Origin of the sequence: Paraburkholderia silviterrae (assembly GCF_004353915.1) — a bacterium.
Lineage (GTDB): Bacteria > Pseudomonadota > Gammaproteobacteria > Burkholderiales > Burkholderiaceae > Paraburkholderia > Paraburkholderia silviterrae.
In genome coordinates this window covers 599-26,516 of record NZ_SMRP01000006.1, presented here as the reverse complement: position 1 = coordinate 26,516, position 25,918 = coordinate 599, and the positions used below count along the sequence as shown (strand labels likewise).

Genomic DNA, 25,918 nt, shown 5'->3' with positions numbered 1-25,918 from the left:
CACCTCGAATCGGCTTCCGCGGAGTTTTGAATGTTCCAGTATTTTCCCAACAACTACATGTGGTCGCTTGCCGTCATGCGTGCGCTCGCGAGCGGCGCGAATTTCGGCGAAATCGATTGGGCGTGCAGCGGGCTGCATGAAGCGGCGGCCGTGGACCCGGATGGCGACATCGATGCCTGGTACCGGGCGTGGATGGGGCTTGGCGAGCAAGTGCAAGGGCAGGCCGAGCAGGCCGCGCAGCGCGGCCATGACGTGAGCGCCCGCCATGCCTTCATGCGTGCGTCGATCTACTACCAGTGGGCCGAGGCGTTTCTCGACCCCGACGACGCCCGCGCGCCCCAGACATTCGATCGCCACCTGGCCACCTTCGCACAGGGCGCGGCGCTCATGGAGCCGCGTGTCGAAGTGTTCGAATTGCCGTTCGAAGGCGCATCGCTCACCGCCTACTTCGTGCCCGCGCGCGGCGTGCGTGGCAAAGCGCCGGTCGTCATCCTCACCGATGGCCTCGACGGCACCAAGGAAGAAATGTTCTACGTGGCACAGGCGCTCGCGGAGCGCGGCATGGCCTGCCTCGCCTTTGACGGGCCAGGCCAGGGCGCCACGCTGCGCTTGCACCAGCTTGCCGCGCGCCACGACTCCGAGGCCGCGGTGGGCACGGTGTGCGACTACCTCGAAACGCGCGACGACATCGACGTGAGCCGCATCGGCCTGATTGGCGTGAGCCTCGGCGGCTACTATGCGCCGCGCGCGGCGGCGTTCGAGAAGCGCATCAAGGCTTGTGTGGCCTGGTCCGCGATCTACGACTATCACGCGAGCTGGGTGCGGCGCACGGGCTATACGCCCGGGGGCGGCGTGCGCGAGGCCGGCCGTGGCGCGCCACGCGGCACGACCAGCAAGCATTTCCTGCGCATCATGGGCGCGAGCGACTGGGACTCGGCCTTCCATAAGCTCGAAGCGTTCAGGCTGGCGGGCGTGGCATCGCAAATCACCTGCGACATCCTGCTGGTTCAAGGCGAGCGCGACATGCAGACACCCGTTGCCGAGGTCACCCAGCTGCTCGAGGAAATCGGCTCGAAAGACAAGACGCTGCGCATCTGGCGCGCGTCCGAAGGCGGCGCGTCCCACGTTCAACTCGACCGCCAGGAGCCGGCGCTCAGCGAGATCTGCGACTGGTTCGACGATCGCCTGACGCTGCGGCGCCAGCGCGACCGGTAACCGGCAATGAGCCATCAATAATCAACAACGCAGCACTCAACAATCAAGAAGGAGATCTGGACATGATTCGAAATCGCGTGGTCCCGGCAGTGGTGGCGGTAGTGGCATTGGCCGGCTTGGCGCTGGCTGGATCTCAGGCGGCCGTCGCGCAGGAAGAGGCGCAAACCGCGTCCGTGCCGACAAGTGCGTCGACACCCAAGCAGGTCCGCAAGGCGCAACGCAAGGCCGCGCGCAAGGCGGCGCGGGCCAAGAAGAACGCGGAATTGAGCACGCTCGAGAAGAACGGCTATCACATGTCCGGCGGCAAGCAGACCGACTATCCGGAGAATCTGGAGAGCGCCGAGCGCAAGGCGCATGCCGCCCAGGCCGGCAGTGGCGCGCTGCCTGCGGGGCAGTGATGCGCTGAGCCCGGCGCTGCCTGTCATCGCCTCCGGGGCCCGATCTTGCAGCATATGGCCCCGCTTTATGCATACGTTTGCTTGAATGTATCGGGCCCCAAGCGAGAATTTCTCCCGTAGTTCAGGGTTAACGAGGTTTTCCACGGGCCGGGGCAGTCTGTATATTTGCATCACTTTATGCAAACGGTTGCATTGGAGCTATCTCATGACTGAATCGCTTCGGCCAGACAGCGTCATCGACGACGCCGCAACGGTCACCGGAATCGTCAAGGCGGCGATGGCCGGCACGCGGGACCCGCGCTTGAAGGAAATCGTCGACGCACTCGTCGAATACGGGCATGCCTTCCTGAATCACGTGCGCCTCACCGACGCGGAATTCGAACAGGGGCTCGCGTTCGTGCGCGCGGTCGGGCAGGCGTGCAACGACCGGCACAACGAAGTCGTGCTGCTGGCCGACGTGCTCGGCTTTTCGACGCTGGTTGCCTTGATGAACAACGCGGACGCGAGTGGGCGCACGCCGGGCGCCTTGCTGGGGCCGTTCTATCGCGGCGGCTCGCCCGAGTACGAGAACGGCCAGTCCATCGCGTGCAAGGATTCGCCGGGCGCGCCGCTGTTCGTGCATGCGCGCGTGCTCGACACGAGCGGCCGGCCGGTGGCGGACGCGACGGTCGACGTGTGGCAGGCCTCGCCGGTCGGCCTCTACGAGAACCAGGACGAGAGCCAGCCCGAGCACAATCTGCGCGGGCGTTTCCGCACGGGCGCCGACGGCGCGCTCAGCTTCCGCAGCGTGCGCCCGGCCGGCTATCCGGTGCCCACCGACGGTCCGGTCGGCGCCTTGCTCGCGGCCCAGCAGCGCCATCCGTATCGCCCTGCGCACCTGCATTTCGCGGTCTTCGCAGAGGGGTACGCCACGCTCGTCTCGCAGGTGTTCGCCGACGATTCCGAGCATCTGGACACCGATGTCGTGTTCGGCGTGAACCGCCGCCTGATTGGCAAGTTCGAGCAGCACGCAGCCGGCACCGGCCCGCATGGGGACCAGCGCGACGCGTATTACACGCTCGATTTCGATTTCATCCTGGCCGAGGGGACGCCGACGTACCCGACGCCGCCCATCCAGTAACGAGGGGTTTGACTGTGTCCAGCTTGCTGCAGGGAAAAGTGGCCGTCGTGATGGGCGGCACCGGGGGAATTGGCGCCGCGACCGCGATGCGCTTCGCGCGCGCCGGCGCGCGCGTGGTCGTGGTCGGCCAGCACGACGAAGAGAAGGCGCGGCGCGTGGCAGCGTCGTTGCCGGGCGAGGGGCATCGCGGCGCGGTGGCCGCGATCACGGACAGCGCCGCGCTCGATGCGCTCGCCGCAGACGTGCGCGCACGCGAAGGGCGCGCGGACATCCTCGTGAACACGGCGGGGTTCACGAAGGCGGTCCGGCATGCCGATCTCGATGCGCTCACCGACGAACTGATCGACGACATCATGAAGGTCAACTGGCGCGGCCAGTTCGCGGCCATCCGCGCGTTCCGGGCGCTGCTCGACGCCTCCGGCGACGGCCTCGTCGTCAACGTGTCGTCGATCGCGGGCACCACGGGCGCCGGCAGCAATATCGCGTACTGCGCCGCGAAGGCGGGCCTCGACATCATGGCGGCCTCGCTCGGCCGCGCGCTCGCGCCGCGCATTCGCGTGCTCAACGTCTCGCCGGGCGTGGTCGATACCGGCTTCGTGCCGGGCCGCAGCGACGATTTCAACGACAAGGCGGCCGCCACGACGCCGCTCGGCCGGATCGGCGCACCGGACGACGTGGCCGCCGCGATCGAGGCCTGCGCGACGCAATTGACCTTCAGCACCGGCGTGACGTTCGTCGTCGACGGCGGCCGGCGGCTGAACTGAACACCGTAGCGGGGAACCACGACATGCATGCACGCAAGACCCTGATCACCTGTGCCGTCACCGGCAACATCACGCGGCCGGACCAGCATCCGAACCTGCCGGTCACACCCGAGCAGATCGCCAATGCGTCGCTCGAGGCCGCGCGCGCGGGCGCCGCCGCCGTGCATATCCATGTGCGCGATCCGCAAACCGGGCGCCCGTCGATGGACGTGAAGCTCTACCGCGAAGTCATCGAGCGCATTCGCGCCGTTGACGCCGCGCTCATCATCAACCTGACGACCGGCCCCGGCGGCCGCTTCATCCCGAGCGAGGACGACCCGAAGATCGCCGCGCCCGGCACGACACTGCTGCCGCCCGAAAAGCGCGTCGAGCACATTCTCGAGCTGAAGCCCGACGTGTGCAGCCTCGACCTGAACACGATGAATTCCGGCGCCGAAGTCGTCATCAACACGCCGAAGAACGTCGCGCGCATGGCCCATGTGATTCGCGAGGCGGGCGTGAAGCCCGAGCTCGAGATTTTCGATTCCGGCGATATCCATCTGGCGCGCGACCTGATCAGCGACGGCGTGCTCGAAGGCCCCGGCCTCTGGACCTTCGTGACGGGCGTGAAGTACGGCTTCGCGGCCTCGCCCGAGACGCTCCTCTATGCGCGCGGCCTGCTGCCGCCGGGGGCGATCTGGTCCGCGTTCGGGGTCGGCCGCTTCGAGTTTCCAATGGTCGCGCAGGCGTGGCTGGCGGGCGGGCATGTGCGGGTGGGGTTCGAGGACAACTTGTATATCGCCAAGGGTGTGCTTGCCGAGAACAATGCCCAGCTGGTCGCGCGTGCGAAAGAGATCGTGACGATGCTCGGCGGCGAGGTGGCCACGAGCCGCGAGGCCCGCGACATGCTGGGGCTCGCATAAAGGGCGGCGGATTGCGTGTGTATATGAACCAACGAGACCACAAGATGAAGAATGTGCGCGTTCTGGAAAAGAGCCGCGATATCGATTCGCTGGCGTTGCACCTCGATGTGCAAGCCGAGCCCGTATTGGGCGAAGGGGAATGCCTTATCGAGGTCGCGAGTGCGGCGGTCAATCCGAGCGACGTGAAGGCGGTGCTGGGCTTGATGCCGCATGCCGTCTGGCCGCGCACGCCGGGCCGCGACTACGCGGGCCGCGTGATCGACGGCCCGGCGGCGTTGCTCGGCAAACAGGTGTGGGGCTGCGGCGGGGAGCTGGGAATCCGGCGCGACGGCACGCATGCGCGCTACCTCGTGGTGCCCGCGCACAGCGTGCGCGAGAAGCCGGACAACCTGACCATGGACGAGGCCGGCGCGGTTGGCGTGCCGTTCATCACCGCCTATGAGGGCTTGCGGCGCGCCGGCGGCGCCAGGCGGCGCGACGTCGTGCTGGTGCTCGGCGCGAACGGCAAGGTCGGGCAAGCGGCCATCCAGCTCGCGACGATGGCGGGCGCGACGGTCATCGGCGTCGCGCGCGACGGCGAGCCGTACATCGGCCATGCGAGCGACAAGGTGCTGATGATCGACGCGTCGGCCTCGAAGCTCGATGAAGTCGTGCGCGAAGCAACGGACGGGCACGGCGCGGACATCGTCTACAACACAGTTGGCAGTCCGTACTTCGAGCGCGCGAATCAGGCGATGGCGGTGTGCGGCACGCAGATCTTCATCTCGACCATCGAGCGGCCGGTGCCGTTCGACATCTTCGCGTTCTATCGTGGCCAGCACACGTATGTGGGCATCGATACGCTTGCGCTCGACGCGCAAAAAGGCGCGGCGATTCTCGAGAAGCTGCTGCCCGCGTTCGAGCGCGGGGTGCTCAAGCCGTTCCCGATCGACGACGATCACGTGTTCGGCCTCGACGAAGCCGCGCGCGCGTATCAGGCCGTCTATCGTGGCGCGTCGCGCCGCGTGGTGCTCAAGCCATGAACGTGACGCGCTTTGGCGACGCGCCGCAGTACTTCCCCAGCGAGCACTTTCTGATGCGCTGCGTGCGCCTGCAGGGGCACGAGGCCGGGCCCGCCGAGTCGCTGTGGCTCGGCGTGTCGACGATCGAGCCAGGCGGTCATACGTCGATGAGCGCGTCGCTTCTCGAGAAGCACTACGTGGTGCTCGATGGGGAGGTCTGGGTGGAGACGAACGAGGGCGAACTGGCGTTGCGCCGCTTCGATTCGTGCCGTCTCGCGCCCGGCGAGCCGCGCGCGCTGCACAACCGCTCAAGCCAGCCCGCAATGGTCCTGCTCGCGATGCCGCTGCTGCGGCCCGAGCCGCGGTAACGCTGGCCGATGACGCGCCGGTGCTGCACGCTGGGTTGTCCGTTTTGTTGCCCAGTTCGTCGCCCATTCCGTTGCCTGGTGCGTTGCCGGGTTCGTTGCCTATGAGCGACGACGTTTGCCGGCTCTCGGACCTGCGGCTCGGACCGGGCACGCGGCACGACATCGCGCCCGATACCGGCGGCCGCTTCGTGCAGGTGCAAAGCGGTGGCGTCTGGATTGGCAGCGCGCGCCGCGCGTATTGCGTGACGCTCGGCGGCGGGATCTGGCTGCCTGCCTCCATCGCGCACCGGATGTACGTGCCTTACGGCGCGGCGCTGCGCGAGTTGCGCATCGCGCCTGCGGTGAGCGATGGGCCCGTGCACTCGGCAAGAATCGCCCGCTGTTCGGAGATGCTCACGTCGCTCTTGTCCGAGAGCGCGAGCCAGGCGCTCGCGCGTGCTCCGGCGGCGGTCGCCTCGTTGCTGTTCGGCGAGCTCGAGGCGGCGGTGCGGGAGGGCGCGTGGGAAATCGCGCTCGACATGCCGTCGTCGAGCAGCCGTATCGCCGCGCTCTGCGACGCGATGATCCTGGATCCCGGCCGCGACACGCGGCTCGACGCCCTCGCGGCCCGCGCTTGCGTGAGCGTGCGCACGCTACATCGGCTCTTCGTCGACGAGCTGGGCGTGGGCGCCGGCCGCTGGCGCCGGACCGTGCTGACCGGCACCGCGATGGGCGCGCTGGCGCTCGGCATGCCGGTTTCGGCCGTGGCGCGCGAGCTGGGCTTTACGCCGAGCGCGTTCTCGACGTTCTTCAAGTCGCATGTGGGCTGGGCGCCCAACCACTGGCTGGCGAACCAGGGCGTGAGAGCGGGGCCGCGACCGGCGTGAGCGGGCAAATGCGCCGCCGCTCAGCGAGAACAAGCGGCCTGATTGCCTCAGTCAAAGGATTCGTCGAGCCAGGGCAAGGTCACTCAAATGGCGCCCTCAGGCGGCGCCAACTCCAGCAGTCTTGCGCGAAACCGCGCGTGGCGCCGCGGTCGAGCTGCGAATCACCAGTTCCGGCGCCAGCGTGATGCGCAGCGGCGCGGCGCTGGGCGTGGCGATCCGCCCGAGCAGGAGCCGCGCCGCCTGGCGGCCCATCTCGCGATGCTGGATCCGCAGCGTGGTCAGCGGCGGATTGAGCATGTCGAGCAGCGGCATGTCGTTGTGGCCGATCACGGAAATGGCGCCGGGGCACGCGATCCGGCGCGCCGCGAACACCTCGTAGCAGCCGAGCGCGATCAGGTCGTTCGCCGCGACGATCGCCGTGACGTCGCGATGGGCGTCGAGTAACCGCTCGCACGCGGCACGCCCCGCTTCGCGCGTGAATTCCGCGGCCTCCACGACCACGCTCCCCGCCACGCCATGCTGTTGCGAGGCGATCTGGAAGCCCTGCAGCCGCGAGAGGCCCGTCGCGAGCCGCTGCGGACCCGCGAGGTGGGCGATGCGCGTGTGGCCGAGCCCGACGAGATGCGCAACGGCGAGGCGCATCGACAGGAAATCGTCGTTGACCACTTCGGGCACCTGGCCGCCGTCCTCGCCGCGATTGACGAGCACGAGCGGGACGCCGTCGAGGATGCAGCGGCGCACGAGCGGATCCTGGCGGGCTGCCGTCGCCAGCACGAGCCCGTCAACGCGGCGCTCGAGCATTTGCTCGACCTGGCGCTCCTGCTCCTTGATCTTGCCGACGATGTTCGCGATCAGCACCCCGTAGCCCTCGGCCGCGAGGGCTTCGGTGATGCCGCAGACGATGGGTGGAAACACCGGGTTCTCGATATCGGGCAGGCACACGCCGATCACGCGCGATTGGCCGCCGCGCAGCGCCGCGGCGAGACGGTTCTGCCGATAGCCGAGCGCCTTGGCCGCCGCCAGCACGCGGCGCACGACCTCGTCGCCGATCAGGTGGCGCGTTGCCGGGTTCAGCACGCGCGAGACGGTCGAGGCGTTGACGGAGGCGGCGGCCGCCACCTCGCGGATGGTCACGCGGGTCACGGTGCGCGTATCGGATTTTGTGGTCATGGAATGGGTCGCTGGGTGTGATCCGATTCTATCGATGCAAAGGGTTGCTTTCAACGTTGCAGTGGAAAACCCTAGTGTTTTCAGCGGCAAGTACGCATTGACAACAAATTGTTCGGCAGTAGCATATGCATACGTTTGCATAGAGTCTGACCGGATGCAAGGTCGCACACGAACCAGACCGAAAAGCGTGCGGAACAGAGCGATGCGAAACGCTGGGCGAGCAAGCCCGGCACGCGTCGAAGGATGCAAACGGTTGCATAACATCGGGCTGCTCGACGAGCCGGCGGCGCCAGGCATGGCGCTCGCCGGTGCGCGCGCGGCGGCATGGGAAGAGCCGGCGAACAGGTGGAAGGAGACGAACGTGAAACAGAAACAGGCAGCACTGGGCAGGTGGAACGCCGTACGCATGATGGCCGCTGGCGTGGCCGCAGTGGGCCTCGCCAGCGGCGGCGGCGCATTCGCCGCGAGCGAGACCCTCGCTGCGTTCTACAAGAACCAGGTGGACCCGCACTTCGCGCTCGTGCATGCGGGCGTGGATGCGGCCGCGAAGCAGCTCGGCGTGTCCGTCACGCACTATGCGCCCACGCGCCCGAACGACCTGGGCGAGCAGTTGAGCGAGCTCGAGGACGTAAGCGTCAAGAAGCCCGGCGCGGTCCTGTTCATGGGCGTCAACCCGCGCGGCGTGGTGCCGGAGATCGAGAAGCTCAACGCGATCGGCATCCCTGTCGTCAACTACAACGATCGCGTCGCTGGCGGCAAGTTCGCCTCCGTGGTGGTCGCGGACGATTTCGATCTCGGCCACGACGTGGCGCGCTATCTGTTCACGAGCATGGGGGGCAAGGGCAACGTCGTGATCCTCGAAGGCGTGCGCGGGTCGACCACGAGCGACGAGCGCGTGCGCGGCTTCAAGAAGGCGCTCGAGGAATTCCCGAACGTGCACCTGCTTGCGTCGCAACCCGCGAATTACCAGCGCCTCCAGGCCCTTCAGGTGACGGAGAACCTGATCCAGTCGAATCCGAAGATCGATGGCGTGCTGGCGGCGGCGGACGTGATGGCGATGGGCGCGATCGAGGCGCTCGAAGCGGCCGGCCGCAAGGACACGAAAGTCGTGGGCATTGGCGGCGTGCCGGAATCGGTGAAGGCGATCAAGGACGGGCGCCTGCTTGCAACCGCCGAATTCAACGGCTTCAAGATGGGCTGTATCGCGACGATGGCCGCGGTGCGCACACTGCGCAAGGAACCCGTGCCGTCGAACATCCTGATCAAAGGCATTGTGATCGACAAGACCAACTATGCGCCGTTCGAGCTGCCGGGCGACCAGCGGCAGTGTCCCAAGTGGGGCGACGTAGTCAGCAACTGACCTGACGATACGCTGGCGACACGCGCGCATCGTCCGCGTGTCGCCCGTGCATCGGAAACATCTAGTTCGCACTGCAGAGGTAACCATGGAAACCACGACTTCGGCCGGCTCCTTGCCGCGGCTCGAACTGCGCAAGATCTGCAAGAGCTTTCCCGGCGTGCGCGCCCTCACGGACGTCGATCTGGCGCTGTATCCCGGCGAGGTGCACATGCTGCTGGGCGAAAACGGCGCCGGCAAGTCGTCGCTGATGAAGGTGCTGTTCGGCGCCTACCGCGCCGACGCCGGCGAATTTTTCTACGACGGCGAGCCGGTCTCGATCGCCTCGCCCGCCGATGCGAAGCGCCTCGGCATCGCGGTGATCTTCCAGGAATTCTCGCTCGTCCCGCATCTCTCGATCGCGCAGAACATCTATCTCGGGCGCGAGCCGCGCAACCGCCTCGGCCTCGTCGATCACCGCCGCATGCATGCCGATGCAGCGGCCGCGCTCGCCCAACTGGGACTCGCGTACGACACGCGCATGCAGGCCGCCGAGCTGGGCGTCGCGCAGCAGCAGATGGTCGAGATCGCGAAGGCGCTCTCGCACGAGGCGCGCGTGCTCGTGATGGACGAGCCCACCGCGGCTATCTCGGACCGCGAAGCCGACGCGCTGTTCGCGGTCGTGCACAAGCTGCGCGATGCGGGTGTCGCGATCGTCTATATCTCGCACCGGATGAAGGAGGTGTTCGACCTCGGCGACCGCGTGACCGTGCTGCGCGACGGGCGCCTCGTGAAGTCGACGATGGCCGCCGACACGACACCGGACGAGTTGATCGCGCTGATGGTCGGCCGCCAGGTGGGCACCGTCTACCAGCGCCGCTACGTCGGCACGCCGGGCGAGATGGCGCTGGAGGTGAAGCAGTTGCGGACCGCGAGCGGCGTGAATGGCGTCGACCTGCACGTGCGCTGCGGCGAGATCGTCGGGCTCTCGGGCCTCGTGGGGGCAGGGCGCTCGGAAGTCGTGCGGGCCGTGTTCGGCGCGGACCCGATCCAGAGCGGCCGGGTCGAGATCTTCGGCGCCCAGGTCACGGGCGGCCCGCACAAGGTGGCGGCGCGCGGCGTGGGCCTGATCCCCGAGAACCGCAAGCAGGAAGGCCTCGCGCTCACGCGCTCGGTGCACGAGAACCTGCTGGCCGCGAGCCTGTGGCGGCTGTTTCCGAAGGGCTGGTACCAGGCGGAGCAGGCGCGGCGCGCGACGCGCACGTTGATTGAGACGCTGCGGATCGCGCCGGGCGACCCGGGCAAGCGCGCGCAGTACCTGAGCGGCGGCAACCAGCAGAAGATCGTGATCGGCAAATGGCTGAGCGCCGGCTGCCGTTTCTTCATCTTCGACGAACCGACGCGCGGCATCGACATCGGCGCGAAAACGGAAATCTTCGCGCTGATCGAGCGCCTCGTTGAAGAGGGGGCCGCAGTGCTGCTGATCAGCTCGGAGCTTTCGGAAATCGTGCACGTGTGCGATCGCGCATACGTGATGCGCGAAGGCGCGATCTCGGGCGAGCTGCCGAAAGAACGGCTCAGCGAGCGCAACATTCTGGCCCTGGCCATGCATGAGGAGGCGTGATGATAGCGAATTTTGTAAAGCAAGCACTGCGAATCGAATCGGGCGGGCGGCGGCGCCGGCCGCTGCCGTCCGTCGTATGGGTCAGCGTCGCGCTCGCGGTGCTTGCGGCGATTGGCGTGCCGGGGTTCGCCACGCGCGGCAATGTCTCGGACATCGGCTTGCAAATCGCCATGCTCATTGTGATCGCAATGCCGATGACGCTCGTGATCTTGAGCGAAGGGCTGGACCTCTCCGTGGGCGCGGTGCTCAGTCTTGGCGGCGTCGTGTTCGCGCAGGCGCTCGCGCTGGGCGCGGGCATTGTGCCCGCGCTGCTCGCGGCGGCTGCCGTCGGCGTGCTGGCAGGCGGCGTGAACGGCGTGCTCATCGCGCAACTCGGCTTGCCGCCGTTCGTCGTCACGCTCGCGATGCTGGGCATCGCGCGCGGCATCGCGCTGGTGCTCACGGACGGCAACGCAGTCGTGGTCGTGACGCCAGCGGTGGCGCAACTCTATGCGATGTCGATTCTTGGCGTGCCGTTTCCGATCGTCTGCGCGCTGGCCGCCTGGGCGTTCACGCACCTCGTGCTCTATCACACGAAATTCGGCGCTTACGTGTTCGCGATCGGCGGCAATCGCGACGCGCTCACGCTGGCCGGCGTCAAGGCCAGGATCTTCCACGCCGCAATCTACGTGCTGAGCGGATTGTTCGCCGGGCTCGCCGCGCTGCTGCTCGTCGGCCGGATGAACGCGGCCGAGCCCAATGCCGCCATCGGCATCGAGTTCGACGCGATCGCCGCCGTGGTGCTCGGCGGCACGTCGTTCGAGCGCGGCGACGGCTGGCTGACCGGCACGGTGCTGGGCGTCGTGACGATCGGCATGCTGCGCAATGCCCTCAACCTGCTGGGCGTTGAGTCGTCGCTGCAAGTCGTGTCCGTCGGCGTGCTGGTCCTGCTCGTCATCCTCGTCGACAGCCTTCGCAAATCCCGTTTCGTTGGAGCCCATGCATGAGCATCCAGAATCCCTCCCGGTTCTTGCTGAACCACGTCGGCCGGCTCGACGTCCGCCGCCACGCGAGCGCCGAGACCGCCGCGCTCGTCTACCGGATCGTGCTGATCGCTGCGATTGCGCTGGCGCTCACCGTCGCCACCGACGGCTTCGCGACCTCCGCGAATCTGCTCAACGTCCTGCGGCAGGCGAGCTTGATGTTCCTGCTGGCCTCCGGGCTCACGCTCGTGATCCTCTCGGGCGGCTTCGACCTGTCGATCGCCGCGAACCTGACGCTTTCCGCCTGTCTCGCCGCAGGCGCGATGAAGTCCGGCGGGTCGCCCATGCTGGCGGTCGCGACCGCTATGGGATGCGGCGCATCGATCGGCCTCCTGAACGGACTCGCCGTCACGCTGCTGCGCCTGCCGCCGTTTCTCGCGAGCTACGGCATGCTGTGGATCGTCCAGGGGCTCGCGTTTCACTACATGGGCGGCAACGAAATCTTCGGTTTTCCCGCGGGATTTCGCGCGCTCGGAACCGGGTTCTGGCTTGGCGTGCCGTTGCCGGTCTACATGATGCTGGCCGTGCTGATCGGCGGCACCGTCCTCACCGCGCGCCTGAATTTCGGCCGCGAGATCTATGCGATCGGCGCCAACGCCGAAGCCGCGCGATTGTCCGGCATCCCAGTGCGCAACCGCCGCATCGCGGTCTACACGATCAGCGGCCTGATGGCGGGCATCGCGGCAATCGTGTATCTGGCGCGCGTGAATGCGGCCGATTCGGCGATGGGCGAACCGGTCCTGCTGCCGGCGATTGCCGCGATCCTGATCGGCGGCGCGTCGCTGTTCGGCGGCACGGGCACGCTGCTCGGGACCTTGTTCGGATGCGTGACGCTTGCGCTCGTGATCGACGCCATGAATCTGCTGAACCTTGACGCCAACTGGCAGCCGATGGTGGTGGGCGCGATCCTGCTGCTCGCCGTGCTGGCGGATGCGCTCGCGCGGCGCCAGCGCGCACGCACACGCTAGAGCCTGTTCACAGCAATAACAAAGAGACGATTTGACAAGCGGCGAGACTGATCGACGAAGGGTTCCTGACCGATCCCGCATAACATCGAGTCAACGATGCGGTAGCGCAGGGAGTGTGGATTCAGGCGGGGCGAGGGGAGCGAAAAGGTAGCGGCGTCCCCGGCCTGATTCCAGCAAGTAGCGCGCGAAGGCCGATCGATTCACGCGATGGAAGCGACATAAAAATAATTCGTAGTACGGATGGTTTGGAGTTCGATTGCGATCAACGTCCGGTGAACGGCCGGAAACATGGAGGGGAAGGTGGAGATGAAGAAAACAATGATAGCTGCGCTGGTAGGCGCCGTGATGAGCAGCGGCGCGCTGGCACAGAGCAACGTCACGCTGTCGGGCCGGTTGGACGAAGGCATCACGTACGTCAACAACGAAGGCGGCCACTCGAACGAGAAGATGGACAGCGGCGTGCTGTTTCCGAACCTGTGGATTCTCTCGGGCCATGAGGATCTCGGCGGGGGCTACACGACACTGTTCAAGCTCTCGTCGCTCTTTAACCTGAGCAACGGCCAGCTGAACCAGCCGAATACGCTGTTCGGGCAACAAGCCTGGGTCGGCATCCAGTCGCCGTACGGCACGATCTCGCTCGGCAATCAGTTCGATTTCAGCGCCGATTACTTCGGTCAGTTCAACGTGAGCTCGGCGGGCAGCGGCTACGCCATTCACCAGGGCGACTTCGACCACACGAACAACGACCGCCTGAAGAATTCGATCAAGTATGTGAGCCCGGAGTTGTTCGGAGGCCTGACGTTCGGCGGCATGTTCGGGTTCAGCAATACGCCGGGCAGCTTCCACGACAACAGCGGCTGGAGCGCCGGCGCGCAATATGCGAACGGCCCGTTGACGATCGCCACGGCCTACACGTATGTCGCGACGCCCACGATCGACCCGTATGCGCAGATCGGCGTGCACTCGTTCTTCGGGCAGCAGGTCGCGAGCGTGACGGACAACACGGCGACCGATCTCGCGCCTTCGTTCCAGATCCGTTCGCTCGGCACGCTGGGCGTCGGCGCGTCCTATGCGATCGGCAACGTCACGCTGTACGGCAACTTCAGCGACACGGTTCTCAAGTATCTCGAAGCGAAGTCGGTGATGCATGTCTGGGAAGGCGGCGCGACCTGGCAGGTGACGCCCTCGGTCCAGCTCGTTGGCGGCTATCAGCACACGGGCTTCGAGGGCCACACGTGGAACCAGGTGACGGCCGCCGCGCTGTATGCGTTGTCCAAGCGCACGCAGGTCTATATCTCGGGCGATTACCTGAAGGCTTCGGCCGGCGTGGACGCCGTGATCGGCGCGAGCTTCGAGCCGTCGCTGACGGGCAAGCAGGCGGACGTGCGTGTCGGCATCTATCACAGCTTCTGAGCGCGCGCAGCAGTAAGCAATATTTCATCCCGGCACGGGCCGGACACATCAACACAGGGTTTGGAGGAGTCGAAACATGAAGAAAATTCTTGGTGCCACCATGCTGACGGGCGCGATTGCCGCCGCAGCGATGGCTTGGGCGAGCGATGCACCCAGCAACGGTCCGAAGCTGATCACCAACATTCCGATGACGAGCGCGAAGCCATTTGGCTTTGACATCAGCGCGGCATCCGATGGCAACTACTACCTGGCCGATGGCTCGAACGCCACGCTCGACGTGATCGACGCGAAGACCTTGACGGTGCGTGACCGTATCTCCGCGGACTTCGCGGGCATCGGGCCGAACCACGACAAGTCGGGACCGTCCGGCGTGATTCCGATCCCGGGATCGTCGCTCGTGTACGTGGGCGACGTGAATGCGGTCAAGGTGATCGACGTGGCATCGAAGCAGCTCGTCAAGCGTATCGAAGTCAGCAACTCGGGCATTCGCGCCGACGAAGGCTGCCTCGACCCCGTGCACCATGTGGTGATGTTCTCGAGCGGCGCCGAAGAGCCGCCGTTCGCGACCTTCATCAACACCGATACGCAGTCGGTCATCGCCAAGCTGCCGCTGAAGGATTCGACCGGCCTCGAAGCGTGTGCCTACGATCCGAAAGGGCAGAACTTCGTGCTGAACAACGACGGCACGAAGGCGAACCCGAAGGGTGAAGTCGACATCATTCCGGTGAAGTCGGTGCTCGCGGGCCAGCCGGAAGTCGCCACGGTGTTCAAGCTCAAGGGCTGCGAAGGTCCGACCGGTCTCGCAATCGGGCCGGGCAACGACGCGTTGATCGGCTGCGACCCCGACGAAGGCGGCAAGCAGACCAGCGTGATCATCGACCGCACCAACGGCACGACGCTGGCCGAACTGCCGTTCGGCGGCACCGACGAGGCGGTCTACGACCCGGTTTCGAACCGCTACTTCCTCGCCGCCGGCCATCATTCGGCCGACAACGTCTCGCAGGTCGGCAACAAGGCGGCGAAGTTCGATCCGTCGCTGGGCATCGTTGACGCCAGCACGCGCAGCCTCGTCGCCGTCGTGCCGACGGGCACCGGCTCGCACTCGGTGGCGGTCGACGGTGAATCGCACCACGTGTTCGTGCCGTTCGCGAAAGGACCGAAGCCGGATTTCGCCGGGACTGGCGTATCGGTGTTCGGTACGGAGTAACGGCAAGCAGTCTCCAGTGCAGCGATGCGGGTTGCCCGCGAGGCGTCCAAGCGAGCGCCTCGCGGGTTTTTTTGCCGTGTGAGGAAGCTTTTCGCTCAGCGGGGCTCAGCCCGTGTGCGCGTCACGCGGGTCCGGTGCGGGCCGCGCGGCATTGCCCGTGTCTTGTTGCGGCTGTGGCGGATGGTAGTGCGGGTAAGTGTGCTCGTGGTTGACGTGAAAGTGCTCGTGCGCAGTGGACGTTGCCGTCGCGAATGCACCGAGCACGAGTGCGGTGCCCAGCATCCAGGTCTTCATGGCGATTCTCCAGGTGCCGGAACGCGGGCACCTGAATCTAGCCTAGGCAGCGCGGGCGGACAGCATTGATACGTGAATACCCTGGATCGTGACCGGAATTGAAAACCTGGCGGTCGCGGTTTCGATTGCCGGTCGAAAAGGACTTCGAACGGAGCGCCGCGCAAGGCGGATTTTTTCGGACTTGCCGGTAAGCGCCCGGGCTTTGCGGTCATCGACTTTCGACTGCCTGCCCGTACGCTGTGGTGTAACGCAAACGGTTGGTGAGAAGGAGGAAAAGAAGTTGAACGTCAGGCTCTGGGTTTACCGGGCGGCAGGCGCGGCCATCGTTTCAGCCGTGTGCGCCGCGGCGGCATTGGGCGCGGCGGGGGCGGCGGCAGAGGAGCCGGCGCCGCTCGCGCCGACAACCACCTACACGCTGAGCTATGCGCAAACGCAGAAGCTGCTCGGCATCGCGGTGGCGGCCGCCAATGCGCGGCATCTCGCGATGAGTTTCGCGGTCGTCGATCCGGGCGGCCATCTGCTCGCGGCGGTGCGCATGGACGGCGCGCCGTTTGCAACGGTCGACTTCGCGCGCGGCAAGGCTTTTGCATCCGTCGCGCTCGGCGGCCAGTCGGGCGTGACGCTCGAACAGCGCTATCGCGACGATCCTTCGGAGTACAGCAATGTTTCCGGCGCGGGCTACTACGCGCCGTTTTTACCCGGCCGCGGCGTGTTCCCGGTGTTCCAGGACGGGCACCTGCTGGGCGCGGTGGGTGCGGGCGGCGCGCCGTCCGCGATCGACGACGAAGTGCTCAAGCAGGCCATCGAGGCATTCGGCGCGCGCACCTCGCGGTGACGAGACCTCTTTATTGAAATCATGTCAGGACGACGTATGAAAAACACCAGCGATACATTGAACCCGGGCGACGCTGCGGCAAACGGCATGGAGGCGGCGCGCGCGAGCACCGAGGATGCGACCGCCCTGTGCCGGCGCACGATGCTCAAGCTCGGCTTTGGCGCGCTCGCGGCAGGCGCCGTTGGGCTCGCGCGCACCGCTTCGGCCGCCACGCCGGGCGCGGCGGGCTCGGGCAGCGCCGCGATGCGGCCCCTGCCGGGCGGCAAGGTCGTGAAGCTCGTGCCGTCGTGGGACACCGTGCAGGTCGGACAGATGGATCCGGGCCGTCCGGCCGCGGTGACGATCAGCTCCGGCGACACGGTCTGGTACGACGGCACGTGGACCAACTGGGGCAATGAGCCCAAGTATGGAATGGGCTTCAAGGAGCGCGAGCCGATCCGCAAGAAGTATCCGAACGGCGCGTTCTCGCTGATTGGGCCCGTGGTGATTGCCGACGCGGAGCCGGGGGATCTGATCGAATGCCGGCTGCTGAAGATGCGGCCGATCTACTGGGGCTGGAACTCGGCGCCGCCGGGCGTCGGCGCGCTGCCGCACGACTTCCCGCCGTACCTGCGCTATCTGAAGTTCGACGATGCGCGGACCTATGTGGACTATGTGCCGGGGGTCAAGATTCCGGTCAACCCGTTCCAGGCCTACCTGGGCACGCAACCGCCCGGCGACCGGCCCGTCAGCGCGAACTTTGCGGGCAGCTACGGCGGCAACCTCGACTGCGCGGTGCTGAACCCCGGCAGTTCCGTGTTCCTGCCGGTGCAGCAGAGCGGCGGCCGCGTGTGGACCGGCGGTTCGATGGGGGCGTCCGGCGAGGGCAACGTCGACCAGACCTCGATTGAGACCGCGTTCGAGGAAATGCGCATCCAGTACGTGCTGCACAAGAACAAGGCGCTCGACGGCCCGATGGCGGAAACGCCTGAGCACTGGATCGGCTTCGGCTTCGCCGATAGCCTCGATAGTTCGCTCGTTGCGTGCCTGCGCCAGATGATCGGCTGGATGTCGGCCGCCACCGGCATCGCGCCGGAAGACTGCTACGGCATCTTCAGCGTGGCGGGCAGCTTCCGCGTGACGCAGTTCGCGGACCAGACCCACACCGTCTACGCGACCAAGCCCCCGAAGGGCATTCACTGCATGCTGCCCAAGCGCATTTTCTCGGCGGACATGCAGCGTCGTATTTCCGCTTACGTGCGCGCGTAAGGCGCACGGTCCTCGGTTGTTGAGCGTTGTTCAGTGTTGTTGAGCATGGATGCGGCGCGTGGTCGTTCGTGACACGGACGCGCGCGCCGCAAGGAGGCAAGGTCATGAATATGGAAGAGTCCAGGCCCGTTGCGGCCGGCGATGCGATCCCGGAGGCTGGCCGTACCGGCTGGCGTCTCGCGCTGTTCGTCTGTTTTCTCGTCGTGGTGCTCGATGGTTTCAATACCACGTCGATTTCGTTCGTAGTGCCAACGCTCGCGCACGACTGGCAGTTGAGCGCGGCGGCTTTCACGCCGGTCTTCGTTGCGACCAACGTCGGCGCCGCTATCGGCTTCATCGTGACTGGATCGCTTGCGCAGCGTTTCGGGCACCGCCTCGTCGGTCTTGCCAGCGTCGTGCTGTTCGGCGGCGCCACGTGGCTCACGATGTATGCGGGCAATGTCGCCGCGCTCTCGGCTATGCGGCTGTTTTCGGCGATCGGTCTCGGCGCCGCGCTGCCGATCGCGATTTCCGCATCGGCGTCGATTATCGGCGCGCGGCACAAGGTGGCGGCGTCGTTGCTCGTGACAACGGGCATGTCGGTTGGCGCGGTGATCGGCGGCGTGGTCGGTGGTCCGCTGATGCACCGCTTCGGCTGGCAGGCGGTGTTCGTGCTCGGGGGCGCGCTGCCGTTCGTCGTTGCACCGGCGTTCTACCGCATCCTCCAGGCGGGTGCGTCCCCGCAGGCCGGGCAAGCGGCGCAAAAGCGCGCGAACCCGGTGAAGGCGCTGTTCGGCGAGGGATTCGCCGCCTATACGGGCCTGCTGTGGCTGTTCTCGTTCCTGATCTTCATGGACGTCTACGCGCTGCTGTTCTGGCTGCCGACCCTGCTGCTCTCGTTCGGCTTCTCGCTCGAGCATGCGCCGGCCGGCATGGCGGCGTTCAGCATCGGCGGGCTCAGCGGCAATCTGCTGATGACCGCGGCCGTCACGGCGATGACGCTGGCCGGCAACGTGCGCGTGAAAACGGCGTTGACGGTGGGCATCGTGGCCGTGATCGCGGGCATCGCCACGCTCTCCCATGCCGCCGTGCCGCCCGTGACCGTGCTGCTGCTGATCGGGGCCATCGGCGCGGGGCTCGTCAACGGGATCATGGGGCAGACCGCGCTCGCGGTCGCGTTCTATCCCGAGCACCTGCGTGCAACCGGCGTGGGCTGGGGGCATGCGCTGGGACGCGTCGGCTCGTTCGTCGGCCCCGCGATTGGCGGCGCGCTGCTCTCGCTCGGCTGGGCGCCGCGCGACATCGTGCTGACCGCGATCGTGCCGGCTTGCCTCGCGATCGTCGTGCTCGCTGCGCTGTCGGCCGCCGGAAAGCGCGCCGCCGCCCGTTCGTTGCCGTCTGCCTGAATCACCGGCGGCACGCTGCCGCCTGGCCCACTCAATTCGACCTACCTGTACCCCTACCGATGAAAATCATTGCCTATCTGGACGCCGGCCGTACCGCGCTGGGCGTCGTCACCAGCCCGACTCATTTCATTGCCGTCGCGGACGTCGCGCCCGATTTGCCGGCGGACCTGATCGAGATTCTCGAACGCGAAGACGGGTTGGCCCGTTTGCGCGAGGCCACTGCGGGCCGCTCAGGAGACCGCCTGCTCGCCGACGTGACGCTCAAGCCGTTCTTGCGTCGGCCCAATGCCATGTGGGCGCTCGCGCTGAACTTCAAGAGCCATATCGCGGAGACCGGCCTGCAGACCAACCCCGACTTTCCGCACCTGTTCCTGCGCACCGAGGCGTCCTACGTCGGGGCGGGCGAGCCGATCTTCGCACCGCCGTATTCGGTGGCGCGCGCATTCGATTACGAAGGCGAGCTTGGCGTCATCATCGGCAAGCCGGGGCGCGATATTCCGGTCGAGCGGGCATTGGAGCATGTCGCGGGCTATACGTGCCTGAACGAAGGCTCGGTGCGCGAATATCAGATGCACAACCGGCAATTCGGTCTTGGGAAGAATTTCGAGGCGTCGGGCTCGTATGGGCCGTGGCTGATGACGCCGGACGAATTCGGCGATCCCGCGAGCCATAGTGTGCTCACGCGCATCAACGGCGTGGTGCGCCAACGCGCGCCGCTCGACGACATGCTGATCGATGTCGCGCACACGGTCAGCTACCTGAGCCGCGGCTACCGGCTGCGGCCCGGCGATCTGATCGCGATGGGCACGCCGGGCGCGCTCAAGCCGCAGCCCGAGGACGTGGAAGGCCGGGACCTGTCGCGCCAGTACGGCCCGTTCCCGACGCCCGGGCTCGTGCATATGCGCTCGGGCGACGTGGTGGAAATCGAAATCGACGGACTCGGCGTATTGCGCAATCCCGTGATTACCGATCCCGCCTTCCAGGGCAATCCGCAATAAGCAGGTGTCGCGCGCCCGGCGTGAGCACCGGGCGCGCTTGGGCGAGGCGCGCCGCTTCGCCCCGCTTCTTCTCTCAGTTGTTCGCTCAGTCTTCCGCCTGGTTTTCCGCCTGATTTTCCGGTTGGTTCAGCACCACCGAGTGGCGGCGAAACTCGCTGGGCGGCACGCCCATGTGCTGCGAGAAAAAGCGTGTGAAGTGGCTATGTTCCTCGAAGCCCAGTTCGTCGGCGATCTCGGCTAGCGGCCGGTCGCTCGCGCCCAGCAACTGGATGGCGTGCGACATGCGTACCCAGTCGATGTAGTGCTGCGGCGAGATTCCCATGCAGCGGCGGAACTGCTCGAAGAAGCGCGAGCGCGAGAGGCCGACCTGCGCGGCGACTTGCGCGACGCTCGGATTGGGCTCGGGCGAGCGCTTGATGAAGTCGAGCGCCTTGCGGATGCGGAAGTCGACGGGGCGCGTGGAAGGCGCGATGCCTGTGGTCAGCGCCGGATCCGCGAAATCGCGCCCGAGCGCCGAGACGAGGTCTTCGAGAATCGGCAGGCCGCCTTCGTCTTGCGCGACGAGGTGGTGGGTGATCGCGGCCGCGAGGCGTTCGACGTGATGGCGCACGTCCGGCGTGACGACGACCACCGGTTCGGGAAAAATGCCCGCGGGACCGAATTCCGCGAGCTGCAGCCGTGCGCGCAGCCATTGCGGCTCGACGACCAGCGAGAGGATCATCGAAGGCATCTCGTCCGTGCCGCTCTTCGCGTGCTCGATCCACGGATTCAGGCAAATCGCCCGCTCGCTCGTGAGCGTGCAGTCTTGTGCGCCAATGCGAAAGCCGCAGTCGGCGCCGCCGAGCTTGAACAGGAACTGGTATTGCGCGTGCGCGTGCGCGACGAGCGGACGGCTGATGAAATTGACCGTCGCGCGGCCAAATTCCCCTTGCAGGATCCAGACTGGCTTCTCCGAATCGATCGTCATGGTGGGCATACCGGGTCCTTCTCGTTGCGGTGCGCTGCCTTCGCGGCATGCGCAGGGTCGTTGGCGGTGCGGGGCCGCGCGATGGCAATGGCACGCTCGCACGGTCGAAAGCACATCGAAACATTCTCAGGCTTGACACTAAATCAAATGAACGACGGCAAGTCAATGGGTACAAGACACAGGCTTGCATGGGGAGCGATACGGCCCCGCGAATCTCGCAAGCCCGGCGGGGTGTCGCGTTGGCATGCAGCAATTTCTGGACGATAAGGCAAGTGAGCGCTTCATTCGATCACCGCGGCGCGGACGAACCGCTTCATAGTGAGACCGGTGCGCGATATCGCGTGCACGACAGCAGATCGCAGACGATGAGAGGGCGCGAAATGGCATGGTTTGAACGCGAAGGCATCCGCATTGCCTACGAAGAATACGGTCCGCCGCACGGACCCGTCGTGGTATTCAGCCACGGCTTCCTGATGGACTCGGAGATGTTCCTGCCGAACATCGAGAACCTGCGAGACATCTTCCGCTGCATTGTGTGGGACCAGCGCGGCTTTGGCGCAACGGGGCCGACCGATCGGGCATTCAGCTACTGGGATTCCGCGCGCGACCTGATCGGCCTGCTCGATCACCTGGAGATCGCAACGGCGTCGCTGGTTGGCATGTCGCAGGGCGGCTTCGTTTCGATGCGCGCCGCGCTGCTGGAGCCCGACCGGTTCCGCGCGATCGCGCTGATCGCCACGCGCAGCGACCTCGACGACGCGACGGTTACGGAGTCGTTCGAGCAACTGAAGGCGGAATGGGCGCGCAACGGTGCCGAGAATGTCGCCGGGCACCTGGCGTCGTTTCTGCTCGGCCCCGAATATGAGGAATCGGTCTGGACTGCGAAATGGCAGCGCTTGTCGCGCGAGCATTTCGATCATCCGGTGGATGCGCTGACCACGCGCGACGACATCACGAGGCGCCTCGGCGACATCACGCATGCTTCGATCGTATTCCATGGCGACGCCGATGCGGCCATCGACCCCGGCTGCGGCGAAGCGCTGGCCGCGAGGCTGCCGAACTGCAAAGGGATGGTGAGCGTGGCCGGGGCCGGGCATACGCCGAACCTGACTCACGCGCACGACGTCAATCCGCTGCTGAGGGACTTCTTGCTGCGCTACGGGCGCTGAGCGCCGGGCCGCGTGCGGGCGAGGTGGAGCTCACGTGCGGCCCGTCTGCGGGCACGTACGGGCTACGTACTCGCTATCTGCGGGCCACGTGCGAGCCATTCGCGCGCCGACGTTCGCGCTTCAGCCGACGGAGCTCGCGCGAACGCCCGCGAGCCCCGTACGACTGCACGTTCAGGCATGGCTGCGGATCGCGGAGGACCGGTACGCATGCGCGCCCAGCACGAGCGCGAGGATCGACATCACCGCCGCGAGTCCGGCAATGGCGAGGTCGAGTCCGATCCGGTCCGCAAGCAGGCCGAGTCCGACGATGGGCACGATGCCGCCGAGATAGGCAATCGAGAAGAACGACGCAATCGATCGTGCGCGATGTTCCGGGGGCGTGATGTGATTGATCACCGCAAGCGCCGACATGAACGCGAGGCCCTGTCCGAACCCGCCGATCAAGTCGCTTGCGATGAACAGCGTGCCGGCATGCAGCGGCAACGAGGTTGCCATCAACGCAACGCTCACGCCGGTCGCGATGGCGCCGGCCGCGAGGCCGCGCCGTGCGTCCACCTTGCGCAAGGCGAACTGGGCGATGGCCGACCCGATAAACAGCGTGGCGACGCCTGCGCCCGCGATGGCCGGACCGTGCCATGGCAGCAGCGTGCCGAGGACCGCGGGGGCGAGCGAGGCGAAGAGACTGAACAGGGTGTAGCCGGTAAAGGTCGTGAGCGAGGCGAGTGCGAACGGACGCCACGCGGACGCATTCGGCGCCTGGAAGCGCAGGGCCGGGCGGAAATGCCGGATCGGGGTCACCTCGGCGTCGGCGGGATGCACGACGAGCGCCAGTAACGCAAGCACCGCCGCGATGCCGAACACGAGGTAGGGCGTGAGCAGCGGGCGCGGCAGCACCTGTGCCACGACCCCGCCGGCGAACGGCCCCAGCCCCAGTCCGACGATGTTCATGATCGAGCCGACCAACTGGGCGCGCTTGACCTGGCCTGCGGGCTCGAGAGCAATCAGGCCCGCGGTCGCGGCACTCGACGCGATGCCCGCCGCGATGCCGATCGCGAAGCGGCCGAGCGCCAGCACCGGCAAGGAATGGGCCGCCGCCGAGGCGAGCAGTCCGGCAATCAGCACCAGGACGGAGATGCGCAACGCGTGGACGAACCCCACGTGATCGCTCAAATGGGAAAGCACGAGCAGGGCCAGCAAGGCGCCCGCCATATAGCTGGAATAGACGATCGTGACGCCGCCTGCCGTGATGCCGAGCGCCTGCTCGTAAAGCGGATAAAGCGGGCTCGCGAGCGTGGCGCCCGCCATCGTTACACCGAGGGCGAACGCGATGGCGACGAAGCGCGTCGCCGCGCTGGCATGCGCCGTGGAAGCTTGACTATTGGAGTTCATGGTAAAGCCCTCAACGAGAGGAGTTGCGTTGAGAATAGCGGGCGCTGCGCGAGCGGGGAATCGAGGCGCCGCGCAATGCTGCTTTGCACGGGGATGGGCGCCTTGCGAGGCCGTCGGCGCCGCAGATCGCGTATTAGACTCATGGATAATGGTGCCCCGGTGGCTCGCGCACTAGCATACGTTCGAGCCCTGCGGTAACGCCTCGGCGCCTGAGCGCGCGAGGCACCTCTCGCAGGTTGGCCGTGCCGCACAGCGGCGGCGGACATGTGGAGAGCGTGGGAAATGCACAATTTCGGTCGAGTGGCGGTCTCTCTGGAATGCCGCGAGGTGTTCGTGGACGGCGTGCCCCAGCATATCGGGACGCGGGCGTTCGAAATTCTCGAACTGCTTATCAGCGCCGCGGGCGAACTGGTCACGAAGGACCAGATCATGCGCGTTGTGTGGCCAAAGACGATCGTCGTCGAGAACAATATCCAGGTTCACATTTCGACGCTGCGCAAGCTGCTTGGCGGCAAGCGCGGCTGGATCCGCACCGAGGCGGGCAGGGGCTATCGCCTTGCGCCGCCCGCGGACGGACCGGCGCACGCGACGCAAGGCGATCCCGATCCCGCTGCCGCGCCGGTGCCGGTGCGGGCGAGCGCGGCGCAACGCACGTGGCCCTTGATCGGCCGGGAACGCGAAGCGGCCGAGCTGCGTGGCCTCGTCGAGCGGGAGTTGCTCGTGACGTTGGTGGGCCCCGGCGGCGTGGGCAAATCGCACCTGGCGCTCGAAGTCGCGACGGCATTGGCCTGCTCGCGCGGCGTTCAGGCGTGCCATGTCGATCTGGCTTGTGTGAGCGGCCACGGCGCGCTCGTGGCCATGCTGCTTGGCGCGCTGCGCGGCGCGAAGGAGCCAGGCGCTGGCGACATGGGTGATGTGTTGCGCGAGATTGGCGCCAGCGAGGCGGTGCTCGTGTTCGACAATGGCGAGCGCTGCGTGGACGCGCTCGCGGCCGTGTGCGAGACGATTGCCGCGTCGAACACGGGGGCCTCGATGATCGTGACGAGCCGTGAGCCGCTGCGGGTTGCCTGCGAGCGCATCTACCGGGTTGGCCCGCTTGCCGTGCCGGACGCACTGGCGGGCGGCAGCGATATCGAAGCGTCCAGCGCAGTCAGGATGTTCGTTGCCCGTGCGCGCGCCATGGGCACCGAGTTCCCCGCCGACCCGAAGACGCTCCAGGCGATCGCCAACGTATGCCGTCGGCTCGATGGCTTGCCGCTGGCGCTGGAGCTGGCCGCCGCGCGCGCCGCATCGCTTGGCGTAAAGGGGCTCGTTGCGGATCTGGAGCGCTCGCTGCTGTCACTGTCGGGCGGCCTGCGCACCGCTCCCGCGAGGCACCGGACCCTGCGGGCGAGCATCGAGTGGAGCTACGCGTTGCTCGACGAGGCCGAGCGCATCGTGTTGCGGCGTCTCGCGGCGTTCCCAGGCATTTTCACGCTCGAGGCGGCGTGCGCGCTGGCAACGTGCGAGCAACTGAGCCGCGACGCCGTGCTCGACTGCGTGGTCAATCTGGCGTCCAAGTCGCTGCTCGTCGTGCATTCGGCGGGCCTGTCGAAATGCTATTCGCTGCTCGAGTCCGTGCGTGCGTATGCACTCGAAAAGCTCGAGGAAGCGGGAGAGCATGTGCAGTTCGGCGAGCGTTATGCCGCGCGCGCCGAAATCGACAAGCCGGTGCGGTTGGTGCCGCGCGCTGTTTCGATTGCTGCTGCAACGCCGGTTCCGGCGAGCGCAGCGTACGTGTAACCGCATGCGCGAGTGCGCCGGATTGGATCCCACATCGGGTTTGAATTCAATGGCCCTTGTCTGCATCGTCGATGACGACGTCCTGGTACGCAAAAGCCTGACAAGTCTGCTGCAATCGGCCGGCCATATCGCGGCGTCGTTCGCTTCAGGGGAGGAATTTCTTGCTTCGCCGTGGCATGTAGGTGCCGCTTGCATTTTGCTCGACTTGAAGCTCAAGGGGATGAACGGGCTTGAGGTGCAGCGGCGGTTGATTGAGCAGCGCGTGGCCGCGCCGATTGTGTTTATCTCGTCGCATGCCGATGACGAGGCCGTTCGGCGTGCGCTTGAGCGCGGGGCTCGTGCTTTTTTGCATAAGCCGTTTTCTTCTGATGAGATGCTTGAGGTGGTTGAGCGGCTGGCTGTTGGGTCGGCTACCGAGCCTGGGCGTGATGAACCGGGGTAGCGGGCTCGTTCGAACGTTCGAGCTTCCTTTGGGTT

The 25,918-nt window shown here is 66.6% G+C and carries 25 protein-coding genes; 21 read left to right on the top strand and 4 right to left on the bottom strand.

Annotation, left to right across the window (positions count from 1 at the left end; translation table 11 throughout):
* The first annotated feature begins 30 nt into the window (after positions 1-30).
* The 8 genes from EYW47_RS14230 to EYW47_RS14195 all read left to right on the top strand — a co-directional run bounded on the left by EYW47_RS14230 (position 31) and on the right by EYW47_RS14195 (position 6,634).
* Positions 31-1,215: an alpha/beta hydrolase family protein gene (locus EYW47_RS14230; RefSeq protein WP_133195478.1), complete on the top strand. Its 1,185-nt coding sequence runs from the start codon at positions 31-33 to the stop codon at positions 1,213-1,215.
* A gap of 62 nt (positions 1,216-1,277) precedes the next feature.
* Positions 1,278-1,613, top strand: coding sequence for a hypothetical protein (locus EYW47_RS14225; RefSeq protein ID WP_133195477.1), 336 nt, complete (start codon positions 1,278-1,280; stop codon positions 1,611-1,613).
* 205 nt (positions 1,614-1,818) lie between these two features.
* Positions 1,819-2,733, top strand: coding sequence for a dioxygenase family protein (locus tag EYW47_RS14220; RefSeq protein ID WP_133195476.1), 915 nt, complete (start codon positions 1,819-1,821; stop codon positions 2,731-2,733).
* Between the two features lie 14 nt (positions 2,734-2,747).
* The gene (locus tag EYW47_RS14215) at positions 2,748-3,497 is read left to right on the top strand and encodes an SDR family NAD(P)-dependent oxidoreductase (RefSeq protein WP_377785009.1); all 750 of its coding nucleotides are present in this window, start codon (positions 2,748-2,750) and stop codon (positions 3,495-3,497) included.
* Between the two features lie 23 nt (positions 3,498-3,520).
* Entirely contained in the window at positions 3,521-4,399 is an 879-nt protein-coding gene (locus EYW47_RS14210) for a beta-keto acid cleavage family enzyme (protein WP_133195475.1), read from the top strand.
* Between the two features lie 44 nt (positions 4,400-4,443).
* On the top strand, positions 4,444-5,421 hold the full coding sequence (locus EYW47_RS14205) for a quinone oxidoreductase family protein (protein WP_133195474.1): 978 nt from the start codon (positions 4,444-4,446) through the stop codon (positions 5,419-5,421).
* Positions 5,418-5,768 (top strand): cupin domain-containing protein, encoded by a 351-nt coding sequence (locus EYW47_RS14200; RefSeq protein ID WP_133195473.1) that lies wholly within the window; start codon positions 5,418-5,420, stop codon positions 5,766-5,768. Before EYW47_RS14205 ends, EYW47_RS14200 begins: the two co-directional genes overlap by 4 nt.
* Positions 5,769-5,869: 101 nt before the next feature.
* Complete coding sequence (locus EYW47_RS14195) at positions 5,870-6,634, top strand: helix-turn-helix domain-containing protein (RefSeq protein WP_133195472.1); 765 nt, start codon at positions 5,870-5,872, stop codon at positions 6,632-6,634.
* 96 nt (positions 6,635-6,730) lie between these two features.
* Here the strand turns inward: EYW47_RS14195 and EYW47_RS14190 are convergent, their stop codons facing one another.
* Positions 6,731-7,804, bottom strand: coding sequence for a LacI family DNA-binding transcriptional regulator (locus EYW47_RS14190; RefSeq protein ID WP_133195471.1), 1,074 nt, complete (start codon positions 7,802-7,804; stop codon positions 6,731-6,733).
* A gap of 253 nt (positions 7,805-8,057) precedes the next feature.
* Here EYW47_RS14190 and EYW47_RS14185 point away from each other — a divergent pair, with 253 nt between their 5' ends.
* The 6 genes from EYW47_RS14185 (at position 8,058) to EYW47_RS14160 (ending at position 15,374) form a co-directional block, all read left to right on the top strand.
* Positions 8,058-9,164 (top strand): sugar ABC transporter substrate-binding protein, encoded by a 1,107-nt coding sequence (locus EYW47_RS14185; protein WP_240763684.1) that lies wholly within the window; start codon positions 8,058-8,060, stop codon positions 9,162-9,164.
* 85 nt (positions 9,165-9,249) lie between these two features.
* Positions 9,250-10,764: a sugar ABC transporter ATP-binding protein gene (locus tag EYW47_RS14180; protein ID WP_133195470.1), complete on the top strand. Its 1,515-nt coding sequence runs from the start codon at positions 9,250-9,252 to the stop codon at positions 10,762-10,764.
* Positions 10,764-11,750, top strand: a complete 987-nt coding sequence (locus EYW47_RS14175) for an ABC transporter permease (RefSeq protein ID WP_133195469.1) — start codon at positions 10,764-10,766, stop codon at positions 11,748-11,750. The genes EYW47_RS14180 and EYW47_RS14175 overlap by 1 nt, the downstream gene beginning before the upstream one ends.
* On the top strand, positions 11,747-12,754 hold the full coding sequence (locus EYW47_RS14170; protein WP_133195468.1) for an ABC transporter permease: 1,008 nt from the start codon (positions 11,747-11,749) through the stop codon (positions 12,752-12,754). Before EYW47_RS14175 ends, EYW47_RS14170 begins: the two co-directional genes overlap by 4 nt.
* 306 nt (positions 12,755-13,060) lie before the next feature.
* On the top strand, positions 13,061-14,167 hold the full coding sequence (locus EYW47_RS14165) for a porin (RefSeq protein ID WP_133195467.1): 1,107 nt from the start codon (positions 13,061-13,063) through the stop codon (positions 14,165-14,167).
* A 76-nt stretch (positions 14,168-14,243) separates the two neighbouring features.
* The gene (locus EYW47_RS14160) at positions 14,244-15,374 is read left to right on the top strand and encodes a YncE family protein (RefSeq protein ID WP_133195466.1); all 1,131 of its coding nucleotides are present in this window, start codon (positions 14,244-14,246) and stop codon (positions 15,372-15,374) included.
* A 105-nt stretch (positions 15,375-15,479) separates the two neighbouring features.
* Here the strand turns inward: EYW47_RS14160 and EYW47_RS14155 are convergent, their stop codons facing one another.
* On the bottom strand, positions 15,480-15,668 hold the full coding sequence (locus EYW47_RS14155) for a hypothetical protein (protein ID WP_133195465.1): 189 nt from the start codon (positions 15,666-15,668) through the stop codon (positions 15,480-15,482).
* A gap of 280 nt (positions 15,669-15,948) precedes the next feature.
* Between EYW47_RS14155 and EYW47_RS14150 the strand changes: the two genes are divergently transcribed.
* The 4 genes from EYW47_RS14150 to EYW47_RS14135 all read left to right on the top strand — a co-directional run bounded on the left by EYW47_RS14150 (position 15,949) and on the right by EYW47_RS14135 (position 20,134).
* On the top strand, positions 15,949-16,503 hold the full coding sequence (locus EYW47_RS14150; RefSeq protein ID WP_205710071.1) for a GlcG/HbpS family heme-binding protein: 555 nt from the start codon (positions 15,949-15,951) through the stop codon (positions 16,501-16,503).
* Positions 16,504-16,539: 36 nt separating this feature from the next.
* Entirely contained in the window at positions 16,540-17,751 is a 1,212-nt protein-coding gene (locus tag EYW47_RS14145) for an acetamidase/formamidase family protein (RefSeq protein ID WP_133195464.1), read from the top strand.
* 104 nt (positions 17,752-17,855) lie between these two features.
* Entirely contained in the window at positions 17,856-19,136 is a 1,281-nt protein-coding gene (locus EYW47_RS14140; protein ID WP_133195463.1) for an MFS transporter, read from the top strand.
* 59 nt (positions 19,137-19,195) lie between these two features.
* Positions 19,196-20,134, top strand: a complete 939-nt coding sequence (locus EYW47_RS14135) for a fumarylacetoacetate hydrolase family protein (protein WP_133195462.1) — start codon at positions 19,196-19,198, stop codon at positions 20,132-20,134.
* Between the two features lie 85 nt (positions 20,135-20,219).
* Here the strand turns inward: EYW47_RS14135 and EYW47_RS14130 are convergent, their stop codons facing one another.
* Positions 20,220-21,110, bottom strand: a complete 891-nt coding sequence (locus EYW47_RS14130) for a helix-turn-helix domain-containing protein (protein WP_133195461.1) — start codon at positions 21,108-21,110, stop codon at positions 20,220-20,222.
* A 371-nt stretch (positions 21,111-21,481) separates the two neighbouring features.
* Here EYW47_RS14130 and EYW47_RS14125 point away from each other — a divergent pair, with 371 nt between their 5' ends.
* A complete protein-coding gene (locus EYW47_RS14125; RefSeq protein WP_165976559.1) occupies positions 21,482-22,270 on the top strand; it encodes an alpha/beta fold hydrolase in 789 nt (262 codons plus the stop codon).
* 171 nt (positions 22,271-22,441) lie between these two features.
* Here the strand turns inward: EYW47_RS14125 and EYW47_RS14120 are convergent, their stop codons facing one another.
* Positions 22,442-23,659, bottom strand: coding sequence for an MFS transporter (locus EYW47_RS14120; protein WP_133195459.1), 1,218 nt, complete (start codon positions 23,657-23,659; stop codon positions 22,442-22,444).
* A gap of 282 nt (positions 23,660-23,941) precedes the next feature.
* Between EYW47_RS14120 and EYW47_RS14115 the strand changes: the two genes are divergently transcribed.
* Complete coding sequence (locus tag EYW47_RS14115; RefSeq protein ID WP_165976558.1) at positions 23,942-25,441, top strand: ATP-binding protein; 1,500 nt, start codon at positions 23,942-23,944, stop codon at positions 25,439-25,441.
* Between the two features lie 22 nt (positions 25,442-25,463).
* A complete protein-coding gene (locus EYW47_RS14110) occupies positions 25,464-25,883 on the top strand; it encodes a response regulator transcription factor (protein WP_240763683.1) in 420 nt (139 codons plus the stop codon).
* The last annotated feature ends 35 nt before the right edge of the window (positions 25,884-25,918 follow it).

Excerpts from the sequence above, each read along its gene's own strand:
- EYW47_RS14230 (WP_133195478.1), top strand. The coding sequence starts at position 31 with ATGTTCCAGTATTTTCCCAACAACTACATGTGGTCGCTTGCCGTCATG.
- EYW47_RS14225 (WP_133195477.1), top strand. The coding sequence starts at position 1,278 with ATGATTCGAAATCGCGTGGTCCCGGCAGTGGTGGCGGTAGTGGCATTG.
- EYW47_RS14220 (WP_133195476.1), top strand. The coding sequence starts at position 1,819 with ATGACTGAATCGCTTCGGCCAGACAGCGTCATCGACGACGCCGCAACG.
- EYW47_RS14210 (WP_133195475.1), top strand. The coding sequence starts at position 3,521 with ATGCATGCACGCAAGACCCTGATCACCTGTGCCGTCACCGGCAACATC.
- EYW47_RS14205 (WP_133195474.1), top strand. The coding sequence starts at position 4,444 with ATGAAGAATGTGCGCGTTCTGGAAAAGAGCCGCGATATCGATTCGCTG.
- EYW47_RS14200 (WP_133195473.1), top strand. The coding sequence starts at position 5,418 with ATGAACGTGACGCGCTTTGGCGACGCGCCGCAGTACTTCCCCAGCGAG.
- EYW47_RS14195 (WP_133195472.1), top strand. The coding sequence starts at position 5,870 with ATGAGCGACGACGTTTGCCGGCTCTCGGACCTGCGGCTCGGACCGGGC.
- EYW47_RS14190 (WP_133195471.1), bottom strand. The coding sequence starts at position 7,804 with ATGACCACAAAATCCGATACGCGCACCGTGACCCGCGTGACCATCCGC.
- EYW47_RS14180 (WP_133195470.1), top strand. The coding sequence starts at position 9,250 with ATGGAAACCACGACTTCGGCCGGCTCCTTGCCGCGGCTCGAACTGCGC.
- EYW47_RS14175 (WP_133195469.1), top strand. The coding sequence starts at position 10,764 with ATGATAGCGAATTTTGTAAAGCAAGCACTGCGAATCGAATCGGGCGGG.
- EYW47_RS14170 (WP_133195468.1), top strand. The coding sequence starts at position 11,747 with ATGAGCATCCAGAATCCCTCCCGGTTCTTGCTGAACCACGTCGGCCGG.
- EYW47_RS14165 (WP_133195467.1), top strand. The coding sequence starts at position 13,061 with ATGAAGAAAACAATGATAGCTGCGCTGGTAGGCGCCGTGATGAGCAGC.
- EYW47_RS14160 (WP_133195466.1), top strand. The coding sequence starts at position 14,244 with ATGAAGAAAATTCTTGGTGCCACCATGCTGACGGGCGCGATTGCCGCC.
- EYW47_RS14155 (WP_133195465.1), bottom strand. The coding sequence starts at position 15,668 with ATGAAGACCTGGATGCTGGGCACCGCACTCGTGCTCGGTGCATTCGCG.
- EYW47_RS14145 (WP_133195464.1), top strand. The coding sequence starts at position 16,540 with ATGAAAAACACCAGCGATACATTGAACCCGGGCGACGCTGCGGCAAAC.
- EYW47_RS14140 (WP_133195463.1), top strand. The coding sequence starts at position 17,856 with ATGAATATGGAAGAGTCCAGGCCCGTTGCGGCCGGCGATGCGATCCCG.
- EYW47_RS14135 (WP_133195462.1), top strand. The coding sequence starts at position 19,196 with ATGAAAATCATTGCCTATCTGGACGCCGGCCGTACCGCGCTGGGCGTC.
- EYW47_RS14130 (WP_133195461.1), bottom strand. The coding sequence starts at position 21,110 with ATGCCCACCATGACGATCGATTCGGAGAAGCCAGTCTGGATCCTGCAA.
- EYW47_RS14125 (WP_165976559.1), top strand. The coding sequence starts at position 21,482 with ATGGCATGGTTTGAACGCGAAGGCATCCGCATTGCCTACGAAGAATAC.
- EYW47_RS14120 (WP_133195459.1), bottom strand. The coding sequence starts at position 23,659 with ATGAACTCCAATAGTCAAGCTTCCACGGCGCATGCCAGCGCGGCGACG.
- EYW47_RS14115 (WP_165976558.1), top strand. The coding sequence starts at position 23,942 with ATGCACAATTTCGGTCGAGTGGCGGTCTCTCTGGAATGCCGCGAGGTG.